14 protein-coding genes and 1 pseudogene are annotated in these 17,194 nt (G+C 40.2%); all 15 read right to left on the reverse strand.

What is annotated here, in order from left to right:
- Positions 1–20: 20 nt before the first annotated feature.
- Positions 21–938 (reverse strand): tRNA pseudouridine(55) synthase TruB, encoded by a 918-nt coding sequence (gene truB / locus ACFX40_RS08340; RefSeq protein WP_098331911.1) that lies wholly within the window; start codon positions 936–938, stop codon positions 21–23.
- 92 nt (positions 939–1,030) lie between these two features.
- The gene (rbfA, locus tag ACFX40_RS08345; protein WP_013058834.1) at positions 1,031–1,396 is read right to left on the reverse strand and encodes a 30S ribosome-binding factor RbfA; all 366 of its coding nucleotides are present in this window, start codon (positions 1,394–1,396) and stop codon (positions 1,031–1,033) included.
- Between the two features lie 14 nt (positions 1,397–1,410).
- Entirely contained in the window at positions 1,411–1,689 is a 279-nt protein-coding gene (locus tag ACFX40_RS08350) for a DUF503 domain-containing protein (protein WP_028410841.1), read from the reverse strand.
- Positions 1,686–3,554: pseudogene (gene infB, locus ACFX40_RS08355) on the reverse strand (translation initiation factor IF-2); the annotation flags it as partial. The gene ACFX40_RS08350 and the pseudogene infB, both read right to left, overlap by 4 nt.
- Positions 3,555–3,576: 22 nt before the next feature.
- Complete coding sequence (locus ACFX40_RS08360) at positions 3,577–3,876, reverse strand: YlxQ family RNA-binding protein (protein ID WP_013058837.1); 300 nt, start codon at positions 3,874–3,876, stop codon at positions 3,577–3,579.
- A complete protein-coding gene (gene rnpM / locus ACFX40_RS08365) occupies positions 3,876–4,157 on the reverse strand; it encodes an RNase P modulator RnpM (protein WP_013058838.1) in 282 nt (93 codons plus the stop codon). Before rnpM ends, ACFX40_RS08360 begins: the two co-directional genes overlap by 1 nt.
- Positions 4,158–4,170: 13 nt before the next feature.
- Positions 4,171–5,283, reverse strand: coding sequence for a transcription termination factor NusA (gene nusA, locus ACFX40_RS08370; RefSeq protein WP_028410839.1), 1,113 nt, complete (start codon positions 5,281–5,283; stop codon positions 4,171–4,173).
- A gap of 37 nt (positions 5,284–5,320) precedes the next feature.
- Entirely contained in the window at positions 5,321–5,791 is a 471-nt protein-coding gene (gene rimP, locus ACFX40_RS08375; protein ID WP_013084764.1) for a ribosome maturation factor RimP, read from the reverse strand.
- 364 nt (positions 5,792–6,155) lie between these two features.
- Complete coding sequence (locus tag ACFX40_RS08380; RefSeq protein WP_028410838.1) at positions 6,156–10,466, reverse strand: PolC-type DNA polymerase III; 4,311 nt, start codon at positions 10,464–10,466, stop codon at positions 6,156–6,158.
- Between the two features lie 118 nt (positions 10,467–10,584).
- On the reverse strand, positions 10,585–12,282 hold the full coding sequence (locus ACFX40_RS08385; RefSeq protein ID WP_025750291.1) for a proline--tRNA ligase: 1,698 nt from the start codon (positions 12,280–12,282) through the stop codon (positions 10,585–10,587).
- A gap of 104 nt (positions 12,283–12,386) precedes the next feature.
- Positions 12,387–13,646 carry an RIP metalloprotease RseP gene (rseP, locus tag ACFX40_RS08390; protein WP_028410836.1) on the reverse strand — a complete coding sequence of 420 codons (1,260 nt, stop codon included), beginning with the start codon at positions 13,644–13,646 and terminating at the stop codon, positions 12,387–12,389.
- Positions 13,647–13,724: 78 nt separating this feature from the next.
- Positions 13,725–14,873, reverse strand: a complete 1,149-nt coding sequence (dxr, locus tag ACFX40_RS08395) for a 1-deoxy-D-xylulose-5-phosphate reductoisomerase (RefSeq protein ID WP_028410835.1) — start codon at positions 14,871–14,873, stop codon at positions 13,725–13,727.
- Between the two features lie 35 nt (positions 14,874–14,908).
- Complete coding sequence (locus tag ACFX40_RS08400) at positions 14,909–15,700, reverse strand: phosphatidate cytidylyltransferase (RefSeq protein WP_263033781.1); 792 nt, start codon at positions 15,698–15,700, stop codon at positions 14,909–14,911.
- 18 nt (positions 15,701–15,718) lie between these two features.
- The gene (locus ACFX40_RS08405) at positions 15,719–16,501 is read right to left on the reverse strand and encodes an undecaprenyl pyrophosphate synthase (protein ID WP_028410833.1); all 783 of its coding nucleotides are present in this window, start codon (positions 16,499–16,501) and stop codon (positions 15,719–15,721) included.
- 134 nt (positions 16,502–16,635) lie between these two features.
- Positions 16,636–17,193, reverse strand: a complete 558-nt coding sequence (gene frr, locus ACFX40_RS08410) for a ribosome recycling factor (RefSeq protein WP_013058847.1) — start codon at positions 17,191–17,193, stop codon at positions 16,636–16,638.
- Between the last annotated feature and the right edge of the window lies 1 nt (position 17,194).

A 17,194-nucleotide genomic window follows, 5' to 3' on the forward strand; every position in this document is an offset into this window, starting at 1 on the left:
TCACCTTTTCCCTAACCGGTCTAGTCGATTGCCAACACTTTAACCGGCTTCATTAAATGTTTTTTCGTTGGGTGCTGAGCATAAATTGCTAAGCACTTGCCTGCAGAATTTATCATTAAAAAGAATGGTTCCTTTTTTAACTCTTCATCTTCTGTGCACGGCAATACCGCGCCATTTTTCACTTTCTCTGCTAATGTATCACTAATTTGAAGTTTCGGCAAATGATTAAGAGCTTCTTCGATCGAATGCAGTTTCTCATTAATCGTTTCTTCTTCTACCGCCCGTTCAATATCTTCAAATGTCACACAATCTTCTAGTGAAAACTGCCCTGAACCCGTTCGCTGCAAATAAGACATATGAGACGGATAGCCAAGAGCTTCTCCAATCATCACAGCAAGCGTTCGCACATATGTACCTTTGCTGCACGTTACGCGGAATTTGAAGGAAATTTGTTCTCCCTCAAATGTAGCGCGATCGTCCAGCAGTTCAAAGCTATAAATATGAATGGTTCTAACAGGGCGCTCTACTTCGATTCCTTGCCTTGCATATTCATATAGCTTTTTACCTTTGACTTTTACCGCGGAGTACATTGGAGGCACTTGCTGAAGTTCTCCTGTCATCGAAGACAGCACTTCTTCGATTTGAGCACGCGAAAAAGAATCCGCTACTTTCTTTTCTTCTACAATCTCTCCGGAAGAATCTTCTGTTGTTGTAGAAAATCCGAGTGTAACTTCTCCCTCATAAGTTTTAGTAGCTCCTGTTAGATACTCTACAATTTTGGTAGCTCTACCGATACAAATAGGCAATACCCCTGTAACGTCTGGGTCTAATGTGCCTGTATGCCCTACTTTTTTAGTGCGAAGCAGCTTTCGGACTTTAAACACACAGTCGTGCGAAGTCAGGCCAGCTGGTTTATGTAAAACTAAAACACCGTCCACTCATTCTTCATCTCCTTTTCATTTAAAAAAGGGCGTCTCAGAAGCAAAAACCACTTTTGAGACACCCTTTTTTGTTTCTACATTCACTGATCTTATTCGTTCTCTTGATGGTCATCGCTTTCTTTTTTAATTTCATGAAGCAATGATTCAATTCGATTACCATAATCAATTGATTCATCAAATTCAAACGTAATTTCAGGTGTTTTACGTAAGCGAATGCGCTGACCGATTTCTGAGCGGATAAATCCTTTTGCTTTCGCAAGGCCTTTTAACGTATTCTCACGCTGTTCAGCATCTCCTAAAACAGAGATATAAACTTTCGCTTGCTGTAAATCGCCTGATACTTGAACATCTGTTACAGTCACAAAACCAATGCGCGGATCCTTGATTTTACGATTTAAAATCTCGCCCATCTCTTTTTTCATTTGTTCTCCGACTCTAGTTGCTCTTATGTTCATCTGTGTCACCCCTTTTATAACCAATCAAAAGTTGTAATGGTACGTTCAATCTCTGGAAAAGAATCAATCAAGCTTAGCGCTTTTTGCAGTTCTTGTTCCGTTGTGACACGGCTAGATGAGACTGCGACAATGCTAATTTTTGTTCGCTGCCACATATCTTGAAAATCAGTTTCAGAAACTGATACGTTAAACCGCTGCTTCAAGCGCATCAAGATGCGCTGAAGCACGGCACGTTTTTCTTTAAGAGAAGCAGCATCGTAAATTAAGCATTCACACTCCACTAGTCCAATCATTTAGGATCAATTTGCTCCATTACATACGCTTCAATAATATCTCCTTCTTTAATATCATTGAAGTTTTTAATTGTAATACCACACTCATATCCTTGAGCGACTTCTTTTGCATCGTCTTTAAAGCGTTTTAGCACATCTACTTCACCTTCAAAGATAACAATTCCGTCACGGATTAAACGAATTCCACTGTTACGTGTAATTTTACCGTCTGTTACGTAACTTCCTGCGATTGTACCAACTTTTGATACTTTGAATGTTTGACGTACTTCCACTTGACCGATGATTTTTTCAGCAAACTCAGGATCAAGCATTCCTTTCATCGCAGATTCAATTTCTTCAATTACTTTGTAAATAATGCGGTGAAGACGAATATCTACGTTTTCTACGTCAGCTGTACGTTTTGCTCCAGCATCCGGACGCACGTTAAAGCCGATAACGATTGCGTTAGAAGCAGTTGCAAGAATGATATCAGATTCTGTAATCGCACCTACACCCGTATGGATAATACGAACATTTACACCCTCTACATCAATCTTTTGAAGAGCAGCAGCCAATGCTTCTACAGAACCTTGTACGTCTGCTTTTACGATAAGGTTTAAGTCTTTCATTTCACCTTGTTTAATTTTTTCAAATAAATCATCTAAGCTTACGCGAGATTTTTCACCGCGCTGTTGTTCAAGCTGCTTTTGAGCACGAGCTTCTCCGATTTGACGAGCTGTTTTCTCATCTTCAAACACTAAGAAACGATCTCCAGCTAACGGAACTTCGTTTAAGCCAGTAATCTCAACCGGAGTAGATGGTCCTACTTCCTTCACACGGCGGCCGATATCATTTACCATTGCGCGAACGCGGCCAAACGTATTTCCGACTACGATTGGATCACCTACGCGTAGTGTACCAGTTTGAACAAGAAGCGTTGCTACAGACCCACGGCCTTTATCTAGCTGTGCTTCTACAACTGTACCTGCTGCACGACGGTTAGGATTTGCTTTTAACTCTTCTACTTCACTTACAAGTAAAATCATTTCAAGCAATTGATCGATCCCTTCACCCGAAATGGCTGAAAGCTTACAGAAGATTGTTTCTCCGCCCCACTCTTCAGCTACAAGGCCGTGCTCCATTAGTTCTTGCATAACGCGATCTGGATTTGCTGCTTCTTTATCCATTTTGTTAACCGCAACAATAATTGGCACTTCTGCCGCTTTTGCATGGTTAATCGCTTCAATTGTTTGAGGCATTACACCATCGTCTGCTGCCACAACAAGGATTGTAATATCCGTTACTTGCGCACCGCGAGCACGCATCGTTGTAAATGCAGCATGCCCTGGTGTATCAAGGAATGTAATTTTCTTTTCGTCAACCACAACTTGATAAGCACCGATGTGCTGCGTGATACCGCCTGCTTCTGCAGCCGTTACTTTTGTGTTACGGATAGAGTCAAGAAGCGTCGTTTTACCGTGGTCAACGTGACCCATGATTGTAACAACTGGAGGACGCACTTGAAGGTCTTTTTCGTCATCAATGATTTCTAATGATTCAAAAGCATTGTCATCTACCACTACTTCTTCTTCAACTTCTACACCGTATTCTCCGGCAATTAGTTCGATAGAATCTTTATCTAACTCTTGGTTAATTGTTGCCATTACACCAAGCATAAATAATTTTTTAATAATTTCAGAAGGCTCTTTGCCTAACTCTTTTGCTAACTCAGAAACCGTTAAGCTTCCGACAAACGTTACTTTTTCCGGTAACTCTTTTGCAGCTGCTGGAGCCGGTCTACCTTTTGGTGCCTGTGACTTTTGTGCCTGTGGCTTTTTGTTACCTTTATTGTTTCCTTTGTTAGCTGTTGATTTTGTATTTTTATTCAATACTTTCACCCCCATAAAATTAACCGAGCATCGTTGCTAGCTTTTTAGCAAACCCCTCGTCCATAACGGCTACCACGACTCGAGCATCTTTACCAATCGCTTGACCTAGCGTATAGCGATCGGGAACGATTTTAACCGAAACGTTATAGTAAGAACATTTATCCGTTACTTTTTTCTTTGTGTTTTCAGACGCATCGCTTGCTAAAAGTACTAACTTTGCTTTTTGTTTCCGAACTTCTCTAACCACAAGTTCTTCTCCAGAAATCAATTTGCGTGCACGGTTTGCAAGCCCTAAAAAGGAGATCCATTGTTCATTCATTAGCGTGACTGTTTCTCCTTTTCTACAAGCGCTAGCAACTCTTCATAAACCGCTTCATCTATTGACGCGCCTAAATGTGTCGAAAGCACATTTTTCTTTTTTGCCAATAAAATTGCTTCTTTATCCTTGCTTACATAAGCTCCGCGCCCGGACTTTTTACCCGTTACATCAACTGAAACGTCGCCTTCTTTTGAGCGTACAACGCGTACTAGCTCTTTTTTAGGCTTCATTTCTCCAGTGGCCACACATTTTCGCATCGGGACTTTTTTACGATTGTTCACCTTGGCTCACCTCTTATTCCATATCTTCATCTGAATCAAATGCATGTTGACTTACTAGCATATCATCGCTGTTTTTTACAACCATACCTTCTTGTTCAGCTTCTGATTGACTTTTAATATCAATTTTCCAGCCTGTCAGCTTAGCAGCTAGACGTGCATTTTGTCCACGTTTACCAATTGCAAGTGACAGCTGATAGTCAGGAACGATAACAGTTGTTGCTTTTTCATTTTCATCTACAATCACATCTACTACCTTAGATGGACTTAAAGCATTGGCAACAAATTCAACTGGATCATTTGACCAGCGAACGATGTCAATTTTTTCACCTTTTAGTTCATTTACAACAGCCTGTACGCGCTGACCTTTTGGCCCAACGCAAGAACCGACCGGATCTACTTCAGCATACTCAGAATGAACAGAGATTTTTGAACGGTCTCCAGCTTCGCGAGCTACTGATTTTAATTCAACTGTACCGTCATAGATTTCCGGTACTTCTTTTTCGAAAAGACGTTTTAAAAGACCTGGGTGCGTACGTGAAACATAGATTTGTGGGCCTTTTGTTGTTTTTTCTACTTTCGTAATATACACTTTAATACGATCATGAGGTTTATACTGCTCATTTGGCATTTGCTCGCTTTGAGGAAGCAATGCTTCAATTTTGCCAAGGCTCACATAGATGAAGCGAGAATCTTGACGCTGAACAATACCTGTCATAATATCTTCTTCCCGATCGCTGAACTCTGAATAGATAACGCCTCGTTCCGCCTCACGAACACGCTGTGTAACAACTTGTTTTGCCGTTTGAGCCGCGATGCGTCCAAAGTCTTTTGGCGTTACTTCGATTTCAACCACATCGTCTAGCTGAAAGTTAGGGTTGATTGTTTGTGCTTCTTCAACCGAAATTTCCAGGCGTGGATCATATACTTCATCAACCACATCTTTGCGAGCAAACACGCGCATTGAACCTCTTTCTAAATTTAAATCAACGCGTACGTTTTGCGCTTGGTTAAAGTTGCGTTTGTAAGCAGAAATTAGCGCTGCTTCAATTGCTTCAATAATTATATCTTTGCTAATGCCTTTCTCTTTTTCAAGAATGACTAAGGCATCAAATAACTCACTGCTCATCGTTGGATAATCCCCCTTTAATATTGGCCCCTACACATTAAAATACAATCGCTAATCGAGCAAAAGCGACTTTGTCATATGGTAAAACCACCGTTTTTGTGCGTGTTTTGATACGAATAGATAATGTGACAGTTTCTCCGTCAAATGATTGTAATTCGCCTTCAAATTCTTTTGCGCCTTCAATTGGTTCATATGTTTTTATGTATACATGCTTACCAATTGCACGTTCAAAATCTTTATCTTTTTTTAATGGGCGTTCCGCACCAGGCGATGATACTTCTAAAAAATAGTTATGAGGGATTGGATCTACTGCATCCATTTTCTCACTCAATTTTTCACTTACTGCTCCGCAGTCTTCGATATCCACGCCGGTATCAGAGTCGATAAACACACGTAAAAACCAATCTTTTCCTTCTTTTACGTATTCAATTTCAACAAGCTCTAAATTCATTTCCTCTAAGATAGGGGAAACCATTTCTTCCACTGTTTGTTTTACATTTTTACTCATTCTAATCCTCCCTTCGAGACATTGCATGGTATGTTTAGGTTACGCGTTTTTTATGTCTCTTATATCAAAAAAGAGTGGTTTATTTGCTATTTTTATTTTGCACTCTATAAGAGGTCTAACCTACTAGAGTGGAAATGTTGTCATTTGTGTTGCAGGATTTTAAACGTCACATAATAAATCAATCATGGTGATTGAAAATCTACAGAAAAAACGAATCATGCTAGAAGCCGATTCGTTCTCCATACTACTTACTATGTCAGTAAGTTCATATCAATAAGAAAGAGCGGGTTTCCCCACTCTTTCTCGTCCGTATCCTTAGCATTTCCACAATTACTATATCATAACCGCTTATTTTATGCAAATGTTAGAAAAGAGAAAGCTGGTTCTGATCAGGTAATGATTCAAGGCATCCATGGTTGTCTAGATACTCTAAAATCGTCTTCGATACTTTGCCTCGCTGCTGCAAGTCTTCTTTCGATAAAAACTCTCCCGTTTCACGAGCTTTTACAATGTTCAGCGCTGCATTTGTGCCAAGACCGGGAATGGCATTAAACGGTGGAACTAAAGACGTACCGTCAATTAAAAATTCGTCTGCGCTAGATTCATATAAATCTACTTTTTTAAACGAATAGCCTCGTTCGCACATTTCTAAAGAAAGCTCAAGCACCGTTAATAAGTTTTTCTCTTTAGGAGATGCATCTAAACCTTTGGCATTGATTTCTTCCATCTTCGCTCGAATGGCAGTTGAGCCTTTGATCATCGTATCAATATCAAAGTCATCTGCACGAACCGTAAAGTATGCTGCGTAATAAAGAAGCGCGTGGTGCACTTTGAAATAAGCAATACGCACGGCCATCAATACATAAGCAGCCGCATGGGCTTTAGGGAACATATACTTAATCTTTTTACAAGAATCAATATACCAGTCCGGAACACCATTTTTGATCATTTCCTCTTCAAATTCAGGTGTTAGCCCTTTCCCTTTACGTACAGACTCCATAATTTTAAAGGCAAGTGAAGGTTCAAGACCTTGATAAATCAGATACACCATGATGTCATCACGACAGCCGATTACTTCACTTAAGTTGCAAATATCATTGCGAATTAGCTCCTGCGCATTACCAAGCCATACGTCCGTCCCGTGCGACAGTCCTGAGATTTGAACAAGCTCTGAAAACGTCGTTGGCTTCGTATCTTCTAACATTTGACGCACAAAGCGCGTTCCAAACTCAGGTATGCCAAGCGTTCCTGTTTTACACATAATTTGCTCTTCTGTTACGCCAAGTGATTCCGTTCCGCTAAAAATTTTCATCACTTCAGGATCATCTGTCGGAATTGTTTTTGGATCAATTCCACTTAAATCTTGAAGCATGCGAATCACGGTCGGATCATCGTGTCCAAGTATATCAAGTTTTAATAAATTATCATGAATCGAATGGAAGTCAAAATGAGTTGTTCTCCATTCGGAATTACGGTCATCAGCTGGAAACTGGATCGGTGAAAAATCGAAAATATCCATATAGTCCGGTACAACGATAATCCCCCCTGGATGCTGACCCGTTGTACGTTTTACGCCCGTACATCCTGCTACTAAACGATCCACTTCTGCGTTTCGCAAATGTAAATCACGGTCACCGGCATAGCCTTTTACATAGCCATAAGCTGTTTTTTCGGCTACTGTACCGATTGTTCCCGCGCGGTATACATTATCTTGTCCAAACAGTACTTTTGTATAGTTATGAGCTCGCGGCTGATACTCTCCGGAGAAGTTCAAATCGATATCGGGAACTTTATCTCCTTTGAATCCTAAGAACGTTTCAAACGGAATATCGTGTCCGTCTTTAATAAATGGTACGCCACAATCGTCGCAGCTTTTATCCGGCAAGTCGAATCCAGAACCAACGGAACCGTCATTAAAAAACTCAGATTTCTTACATTTTGGACAAACATAATGCGGCGGCAGTGGGTTTACTTCTGTAATTTCTGTCATCGTCGCAACGAATGAAGACCCTACGGAACCACGTGAACCAACTAAGTAACCATCATTCAAGGATTTTTTAACGAGTTTATGCGAGATCAAGTAAATAACGGCAAACCCGTGCCCGATAATACTTTTCAACTCTTTCTCTAGGCGAGCTTCTACTACTTCAGGCAGCTCTTCACCGTAGATGCTGCGTGCCATCGCATAGCTCATTTCACGCATTTCTTCGTCTGCACCTTCAATTTTAGGCGTATATAAATCATCTTTAATTGGTTTAATATCGTCAATCATATCCGCTATTTTTTGCGTATTATGAACAACAATTTCTTTCGCTTTGTCCCCGTCTAAAAATGAAAAACAATTCAGCATCTCATCCGTTGATCTAAAATGAACATCCGGCAGCTGATGACGGTTTAACGGGTTAGCCCCGCCTTGTGAACCAATTAAAATTTTTCGGTAAATTTTGTCTTCCGGATTGAGATAGTGCACATTTCCTGTTGCTACAACCGGCTTTCCAATCTTTTCACCGAGCTTCACAATATTGCTGATAATATCTTTTAAGGCTTTCTCATCCCGCACTAAATCCAGTTCAATTAAGTGCTTGTAGTTGTCAGGGGGCTGCACTTCGATGTAATCATAAAATTCAGCTGCTCCTTCTACTTCATCAATTCCTTTTTGCATCATGCCTTCGAATACTTCGCCTCGGTCACATGCGGTTCCAATCAAGATACCTTCTCGATATTTGTCGAGCTGAGATCTCGGAATTCGCGGAACTCGATAAAAGTAATTTAAATGAGAAATAGAAACGAGTTTAAATAGATTTTTTAAACCTACGTCGTTTTGTGCTAAAAGCGTCGCATGATAAGGACGGGCCCGCTGATATGCATTCCCTTCTCCCATATAATCATTTAAGCGATCGTGCATCGTAATTTCGCGTTCAAATGCATCTTTCAGCATTTTATTTAACAAATAGCCGGTTGTTTCCGCATCGTAAATCGCGCGGTGATGCTGCACAAGTTCAATATCAAACTTTTTAGCAAGAGTATTTAAACGATGGTTTTTCATATGCGGATACAAAAATCTTCCGAGTTCAAGCGTATCAATAACGCCGTTAGCTGCTTTTTCTAATCCGATTTTTTGCAGTCCCATATTTAAAAATCCCATATCAAAGCTTGCATTATGAGCGACTAAAATACTGTCTCCCATCCACTCGTGAAAATCCCGAAGTACTTCTGAGATTTCAGGCGCATTTTGGACCATATCATCTGTAATACCCGTCAGCTCAATTGTTGTTGCAGACAGAGGATGATGAGGATTTGCAAACCGTTCAAATCGATCGATGATTTCGCCTTCTTTCATCTTCACGGCAGCAAGTTCAATAATGGTATCGTATACGGCTGACAAACCGGTTGTTTCGACGTCAAATACGACGTAAGTTGCTTCTGTCAAATCCACATGCTGTGGATTATAGGCAATCGGCACGCCGTCGTCTACTAAATTGACTTCCACTCCGTACAGTATTTTAATGCCGTTCTTTTTCCCGGCTCCATACGCTTCAGGAAACGACTGTGCAACCGCGTGATCAGTTATCGCTACAGCCGGATGTCCCCATTTTTTGGCTTGTCCGACTAAAGCTCCAACAGATGAAACGGCATCCATTTGACTCATTGGCGTATGCAAGTGAAGTTCCACACGCTTTTCATCTTCAGGCGCTGTATCCTGTCTAGCAGGGCCGGTAATCTCGTTAACATCATTTCCAATCATAACTAGATCACGAACAAATGTATCGTTTTGTACACTTCCCCGAACCTTTACCCACATTCCTTTTTTAATCGCTTGAAGTAAAGGAATATCTTCTTTATCACGCGAAAACATTTTAACCATAATAGAGTTTGTATAATCTGTCACTTTAAAAATAAGAAGCGTACGTCCGCTTCGTAATTCTCTCGTTTCTGCATCAAATACGTAGCCTTCAACGGCAATTCGCTTTTCTTCATCCACAATGGAATCCAGGCGAACCGTCTCGTCTTTAATCGTATATCCAATTGTAAGCGGACCTTTTGGTAGGTCTGGTCCATCACTTTTTTCATTTTCTTTATTTTGCATTTCTGTGATGGCTTGTAATACTTTTTCTGTATCTTCTTGTTTTCGTTGCTCTACAAACTGCTGAAATGCTTCTTCTGAATGTACAACTTCCGTCATTAGCTGAAGGTTCGGAAACCCATAGGACGCATACTGATCAGCAATTAACTGACTATACTTTTTACGTAAAGCCGTTCCTTCTGCATCATGTCGTGCGTTCACAATCAATTTGGCGCCGTTCAACCTCGGCATTTGATCTTGTAAAAGCGACTGTAAAAGCGGAGATATGCCCTGCATTTCTCCAATACAATGCTTCCAATATGACTGTACATGCTCTTCCGTACATTGTTTATTAACGGTTTGAATAGAAAAAGAAACACTCGCAATATGAGAAAAAGCTGAAGACATGCGAGCATGGAATAACTCATAAATCTCAAAAGGTAATAACCCTTCTAAAGAAAAATGGAAATGCCATTTTTTTTGTTCTTTCTGAATGACGAGCTTTTCAATCGCTGCGTTTTCAAAGTAAGGAACAATTTGATCACTCGTCAGCTCTAACTGCTGCAGCAGCAACTTAAAACGCTCTTTTTTTCCTAGCGTTTGTGCTTCCAAGTTTTCTGCCTCCTTTTATAAATGAGTGCAATCTATTTTAACATAAATGACTTCTATTCTGTCATATGTTCTGTTTATAAACATAAAAACAGCAGGGATACAAATCCCCGCTGCTTCATTACTTCGCTAGCAGTTCTTTCACTGTTGAAACAAGATTGTCAACTGACACTTCTAATGACTCCCCAGTTTTGCGTACTTTTACTTCTACAATTCCTTCAGATGCACGTTTACCAACTGTTACTCGAACAGGAAGACCAATTAGATCTGAATCTGCAAATTTTACTCCTGCACGCTCTTGGCGGTCATCTAACAGCACTTCAAAGCGATTATCTAATAACTCATTATATAATTTCTCACCTAGTTCACGCTGTTCATCATTTTTCACGTTAACTGGAATAACGTGCACTTGATAAGGCGTAACAGCTTCTGGCCATAGAAGACCGTTTTCATCATTAAATTGTTCTGCAATCGCAGCTACTGTACGAGAAACACCGATACCATAGCAGCCCATAATCATTGGCTGGCTGCGTCCGTTCTCATCTAGATACGTTGCTCCCATCGCTTCACTGTAACGAGTTCCTAGCTTAAAGACGTGGCCCACTTCAATACCTTTAGCGAACTTGATAACGCCTTGTCCATCCGGTGACTGATCCCCTTCTTGGATGAAGCGGAAATCTTCGTAAGTTGCATTAAAGTTACGTTCATTCACATTTGTGTAGTGATAACCTTCTTCATTTGCTCCGCATACACCGTTAGCAATTGCTTTTACAGCATGGTCAGCTACCACTTCTACTGAATCACTTACTCCAATCGGTCCTACTGAACCAACTGCGCATTTTAATACTTCTTTTGTTTCTTCTGGAGTTGCCAGTTCAACAACGGAAGCTTCAAAATAATTTTTCACTTTAATATCGTTTACTTCGTGGTCCCCGCGAACAAGTACAAGCACAAAACGATCATCTACTTTAAATAAAAGTGACTTGATACAAGAAGTCGCTTCAACATTTAAGAAAGCAGCTACGTCTTCAATGCTATGCTGATTTGGTGTTTCTACCTTTGTTAATTCTTTTTCAGCTTCAGTTGATTTTTCATAGGTATTTACAACCGGTGCCATTTCAACATTTGCTGCATAAGAAGATGTATCTGAATAAGCAATTGTATCTTCCCCGATTTCAGAAAGAACCATAAATTCATGCGTATCTTTTCCGCCCATTGCACCTGAATCAGCGATAACCGCACGGAAATTTAATCCGCAGCGCTCAAAGATGCGGCTGTAGGCAGCAAACATTTTGTCATATACTTCATCTAAACTTTCTTGAGAAGCATGGAACGAATATGCATCTTTCATAATAAATTCACGACCGCGTAATAAGCCAAAGCGTGGACGTTTTTCATCGCGGAACTTCGTTTGAATTTGATATAAATTTAGCGGTAAACGTTTGTATGACTTCACTTCGTCACGAAGCAAGCTTGTGATAACTTCTTCGTGTGTTGCTCCCAAAGCAAATTCACGGCCGTGACGATCTTTCATACGCATTAACTCAGGTCCGTATGAATACCAGCGGCCAGACTCTTGCCACAATTCAGCTTGTTGTAAAGCAGGCATTAATAATTCGACAGAACCTGCACGGTCCATCTCTTCACGAACAATTTGTTCAACTTTTTGCAATACGCGCTTACCAAGCGGTAAAAAGCTGTACACACCGCTTGCATTTTGGCGCATGTAACCTGCGCGCAATAGAAGCTGATGGCTTTTTATATCCGCATCAGCTGGCACTTCTCTTAATGTAGGAATCAATGTAGAACTTTGTCTCATAACCTCGCACCTCTTTGCTTACTTCTCTATCTTATTTTTTAAGGCGGACCATGCCGCAATTTTCATATAATCAGCGAGGGAATATCCCTCGCTGAGCGTATGTCTTATAAAAAGAACTTTTGAATATCGTTCCACGTTACAACGAGCATCAGCAGCATTAATAAAGCAAAACCGATAAAATGAACAATGCCTTCTTTTTGACGATCAATTGGCTTACCGCGAATTCCTTCTACAGCGAAGAACAATAGTCGTCCTCCATCTAAAGCAGGAAGTGGAAGCAAATTGACAATCCCTAAGTTAATACTTAAAACGGCTGCCCATTTCATTAGATAATAAATGCCTGACTGTGCTACTTGATCGGTTGCTGCGTAAATACCTACAGGACCAGAAAGCATATCCAGTTTGAATTGTCCTGTCACAAGCTTCCCTAGACCCGTTAAGATTTCTTTCATCCACGTATATGTTTCAGTAGCTCCGTGCGTGATCGAACCAATGAATGACTTTTCAACCGGTGCATATACGCCAATTAGTCCAATTGTCTGTTCCCCAACTTTGCGACTTTCAGGTGTAATCGGAATATCTAGCGTTTTGCTGCCGCGCTGAACCGTGAATGTAATTTGCTGTTCAGGATGTTTTTGAATTACTTTTACGACATCATCCCACGTTGAAACACTTTGTCCATCAATTGCTTGAACTTTATCTCCTTGTTTAAGTCCCGCATCAACGGCTACTCCATCTGATGTTAATTTGCCCATCACAGGTTTGTCAACAACATATCCTTGAGAAATCCCAAGAACGATAAAAATAACAAAGGCTAATATAAAGTTCATTAGCGGACCAGCGAAAATGGCTAGCGCACGCTGACCAAGAGTTTTGGAAGCAAACTGACGGCTGTAAGGTGCAATTTGAATTTCTTCTCCGTCCATAACGAAGTAAGATTCTTCTGCTACCTCAAATTTTTGCAGACGTTCATCTTCACCTTCTTCATAACCTGAAATAAATAGATTATGCTCTAAGTCTGCTTGCTCTACCTCAATAACTTTTGCATTTGGATGCTGTTCCTTGTTGTTAATAATGACTTTATTTACTTTGTCTTCCTTATCAAACATGAGGCCCACCATTTGACCAGGCTTAACTTCGATCATTTCTGGGTCTTCTCCAGCCATTCGAACAAATCCACCTAGAGGCAGCAAACGAATGGTATAAACTGTTTCATCTCGTTTAAATGAAAAGATTTTGGGACCAAACCCAATGGCAAACTCACGGCATAAGATGCCTGCACGCTTTGCAAAAACTAAATGACCAAGCTCATGAAAGAATACAAGAGCTCCAAAAATGACGACAAACGCAATGACTGTGTTCAATGGGTATTACCCCCTTCATGTAATAGAGTCAAACCTCCACCCACCAGAAATAAGTGAGTGGCTTCTCTCGCACGCACATTATCGAGAGATGGCGGATCTAACAAACTCTCTTGCTTCTAAATCTACTTCTTTAATAGTAGATAAACAAGGTTTCTGTATTACAGTATGTTCATTCATTGCTTTTTCAATCACATCTTCAATTTGTAAAAATGTAATGTGACCATCTAAAAAGGCTTGAACAGCTTCTTCATTAGCTGCATTTAAAACAGTCGGAAGTGTTCCACCCGCTTTGCCAGCCTCAAATGCAAAAGCTAAACAGCGAAAACGCTCTTCATCCATTTTAGCAAAGTGAAGCTGACCAATATCCGCCAAACTTAAACGCTTGGTGTTAGGTAAAGACATGCGTTTTGGATACGTTAACGCGTATTGAATTGGCACGCGCATATCAGGCGTTCCAAGCTGAGCAATAACGCTTGTATCAGAATACTCTACCATAGAATGAATGATGCTTTCTTTATGTAACAATACATCAATTTTCTCATAGGGAAGATCAAAAAGCCAATGTGCTTCAATCACTTCTAGTCCCTTATTCATCATCGTTGCCGAATCAATTGTAATTTTAGCTCCCATCGACCAGTTTGGATGATTTAACGCATCTTCAACCGTTACTCCCTGTAGTTCTGCTCTCGTTTTATCTCGAAAGCTCCCTCCAGAAGCCGTTAAAATTAAACGGTCTATTGCTTTTTGATCTTGCCCTTGCAAACTTTGAAAAATAGCTGAGTGCTCACTGTCTACCGGTAAAATATCAGCGCCATATTCCTTGGCTGCTTCCATGACAAGGTGACCAGCGGTAACAAGTGTCTCCTTATTTGCAATAGCAATCGTTTTTCTCATTTTGATTGCTTCTAGCGTAGGAGTCAACCCTACACTTCCAAGAACCGCATTTACTAAAACTTCTGTGGATGGATGAGTTGCCACTTCCACAAGCCCTTCTTCTCCATAAACAAATCGAATAGAAGGGAATTCTGCTTGCAGTGACAGACAATCTTCTTGCTTCATCACAGAAACAAGGGCTGGCTTACACTGCTGAATAATCTTTCTTGCTTCATTAATATTTCGACCTACAGAGATTGCTGAGAGCTCAAAATGCTCCGGATGCGCTCGAACAATATCCACGGTTTGAGTACCGATTGAACCTGTAGCTCCTAACAAGGAAATTTTCTTCAAGTATATTCACTCCTATTAAAACAAAGACATCTTTTTTATAGAGATAATAAAAAAGCTAAAATTGGCATGATGAACATCAAACTGTCAAAACGGTCTAAAATCCCACCATGACCCGGTAAAATCTTTCCTGAATCTTTTACGCCATAGTGACGTTTGAACGCTGATTGTACAAGATCACCCATCTGTCCAAATAACGATACGATAATACCAATTACGAGTAGTTCAATCATAGTTTGATCAATATTTGCTAACAGCTTAAATACAATGGCTACTACAATAGCGCATACGACGCCACCAACAAAACCTTCAATGGTTTTATTGGGACTGATTTCCGGCCATAGCTTTCGTTTCCCCATTGCTCGTCCAATAAAATAAGCTCCGGAATCCGTCGCCCAAATAATAAGAAAAGCAAAGAACAAATAAGCTAACCCGAACTCTTGACGAACCTCGATAAAATAATGAAAGCCAAAGCCAACATATACTGTCGTTAATAAAATAAACCCAACGTCATCGAAGGTAAATTTATTTTTAACTACAACCGTGTACATTAATAAAAGAAGGACAGCAGCAAGCGCTACTTCTATCTTATGTTCACTTAAGAATTGAAATGCAACATCTCTTCCATTTGGTAGTAAAAACACCCAGGTTAGCAATAAACTAATGATACTTGGAAAAGACGTTGCTTTCAAATGTTTCATTTTTAAAAGCTCAATTACACCAACTGTTCCGATTACATACATAATAAGGGTAAAAGGTAACCCTCCAATTAAAACAATCGGCACAAATACCGCAAGTGCTACAATCGCGGTGATAATGCGCTGTTTCATCTTGTTTTCCACACCTTCTTATACACCACCAAAGCGGCGACCGCGCTTTTGAAACGCCTCGACTGCTTCGATTAAATGATTTTCTTTAAAATCTGGCCATAATACTTCTGTAAACCAAAACTCTGTGTAAGCTAGCTGCCAAAGCATAAAATTACTTAAGCGAAGCTCACCGCTTGTACGAATAAGCAAATCCGGATCTGGAAGGCTTTTGCTCATTAAATAGGAAGAAAATAAATTTTCTGAAATAGAAGAGGAAGCTACTTTTCCCTGTTCTACATCTTCTACCAATGACTGAATAGCGCCCATGATTTCGTGACGGCTACCGTAATTGAGCGCGAAGTTTAAAATCAGCCCTGTGTTATGCTTTGTTTTTTCAATTGCGTTATCCACGGCTCGAATCGTATGGGCAGGGAGCTCACTTTTATCCCCCATAATACGAACTTGCACATTTTTTTCAATTAGCTCAGGCAGAAAGGTTGTTAAAAATTCCTCTGGCAGTTTCATTAAAAACTCGACTTCAGTTTTGGGGCGCTTCCAATTTTCAGTGGAAAATGCATATAAAGTTAATACTTTAACACCTAATTCATTGGCCAATCTGGTCACATGACGCACTACCTTCATTCCTTCATGATGGCCCATCATGCGAGGAAGAGCTCGTTTTTGCGCCCAACGACCGTTCCCATCCATAATAATTGCAATATGTTCAGGAACAGGGTGCTGTTTCACTTGATCTTTTCGTTCTGACAAAGACAGTGTATTTAAATCTTGACTTTTCTTCCATGCTTGAAATTTTCTTAACATGCAAAGGTCCCCCGTTGTACGCTCTCACATAAACGTGTGGCTTATGTGAGTTTTTTCTTACTACACATTATTAACAAAAAAACCCCCTGTAAACAATAGAGGGTCTTTTACAATATATTTTACCTTGAAATGACTTAAACTGCCATAATTTCTTCTTCTTTATCTTTCGCCACTTTATCCACTTTTACGATATGATCATCTGTTAGTTTTTGAATGTCATCACTGTAGCCGCGTAAATCGTCTTCAGTAATTTCACCTTTTTTCTCTAACTTTTTGAAATCATCGTTTGCATCACGGCGTACGTTACGAACCGCGACTTTTGCTTCTTCAGCATATTTTTTCACCATTTTCACTAACTCACGACGACGCTCTTCCGTTAAAGCAGGAATCGATAAACGGATAATAGTTCCATCGCTTGTAGGTGTTAACCCTAAGTCAGATTTTAAAATAGCTTTTTCAACTTCACCAATTTGTGATTTGTCATAAGGCTGAATAACAAGCATACGAGCTTCAGGCACGCTTACTTGCGCCAATTGGTTAATTGGTGTTGGTGCACCGTAGTATTCTACCGTTACGCGGTCAAGAAGTGACGCGCTTGCACGTCCAGCACGAATTGATGCTAGTTCGCGGCTAAATGATTGAATTGCTTTTTCCATTCTTTCTTTTGCGTTTTGCAACACTTGTTTTGGCATG

This window comes from Priestia sp. YIM B13552 (assembly GCF_042787775.1).
Classification (GTDB): Bacteria; Bacillota; Bacilli; order Bacillales; family Bacillaceae_H; genus Priestia; species Priestia megaterium_E.

Bases quoted from the DNA above. Each gene is read 5' to 3' on its own strand.
- rbfA (WP_013058834.1), bottom strand. From the start codon at position 1,396: ATGAACATAAGAGCAACTAGAGTCGGAGAACAAATGAAAAAAGAGATG.
- ACFX40_RS08350 (WP_028410841.1), bottom strand. From the start codon at position 1,689: ATGATTGGACTAGTGGAGTGTGAATGCTTAATTTACGATGCTGCTTCT.
- ACFX40_RS08360 (WP_013058837.1), bottom strand. From the start codon at position 3,876: ATGAATGAACAATGGATCTCCTTTTTAGGGCTTGCAAACCGTGCACGC.
- nusA (WP_028410839.1), bottom strand. From the start codon at position 5,283: ATGAGCAGTGAGTTATTTGATGCCTTAGTCATTCTTGAAAAAGAGAAA.
- rimP (WP_013084764.1), bottom strand. From the start codon at position 5,791: ATGAGTAAAAATGTAAAACAAACAGTGGAAGAAATGGTTTCCCCTATC.
- ACFX40_RS08385 (WP_025750291.1), bottom strand. From the start codon at position 12,282: ATGAGACAAAGTTCTACATTGATTCCTACATTAAGAGAAGTGCCAGCT.
- ACFX40_RS08400 (WP_263033781.1), bottom strand. From the start codon at position 15,700: ATGAAACAGCGCATTATCACCGCGATTGTAGCACTTGCGGTATTTGTG.
- ACFX40_RS08405 (WP_028410833.1), bottom strand. From the start codon at position 16,501: ATGTTAAGAAAATTTCAAGCATGGAAGAAAAGTCAAGATTTAAATACA.
- frr (WP_013058847.1), bottom strand. From the start codon at position 17,193: ATGCCAAAACAAGTGTTGCAAAACGCAAAAGAAAGAATGGAAAAAGCA.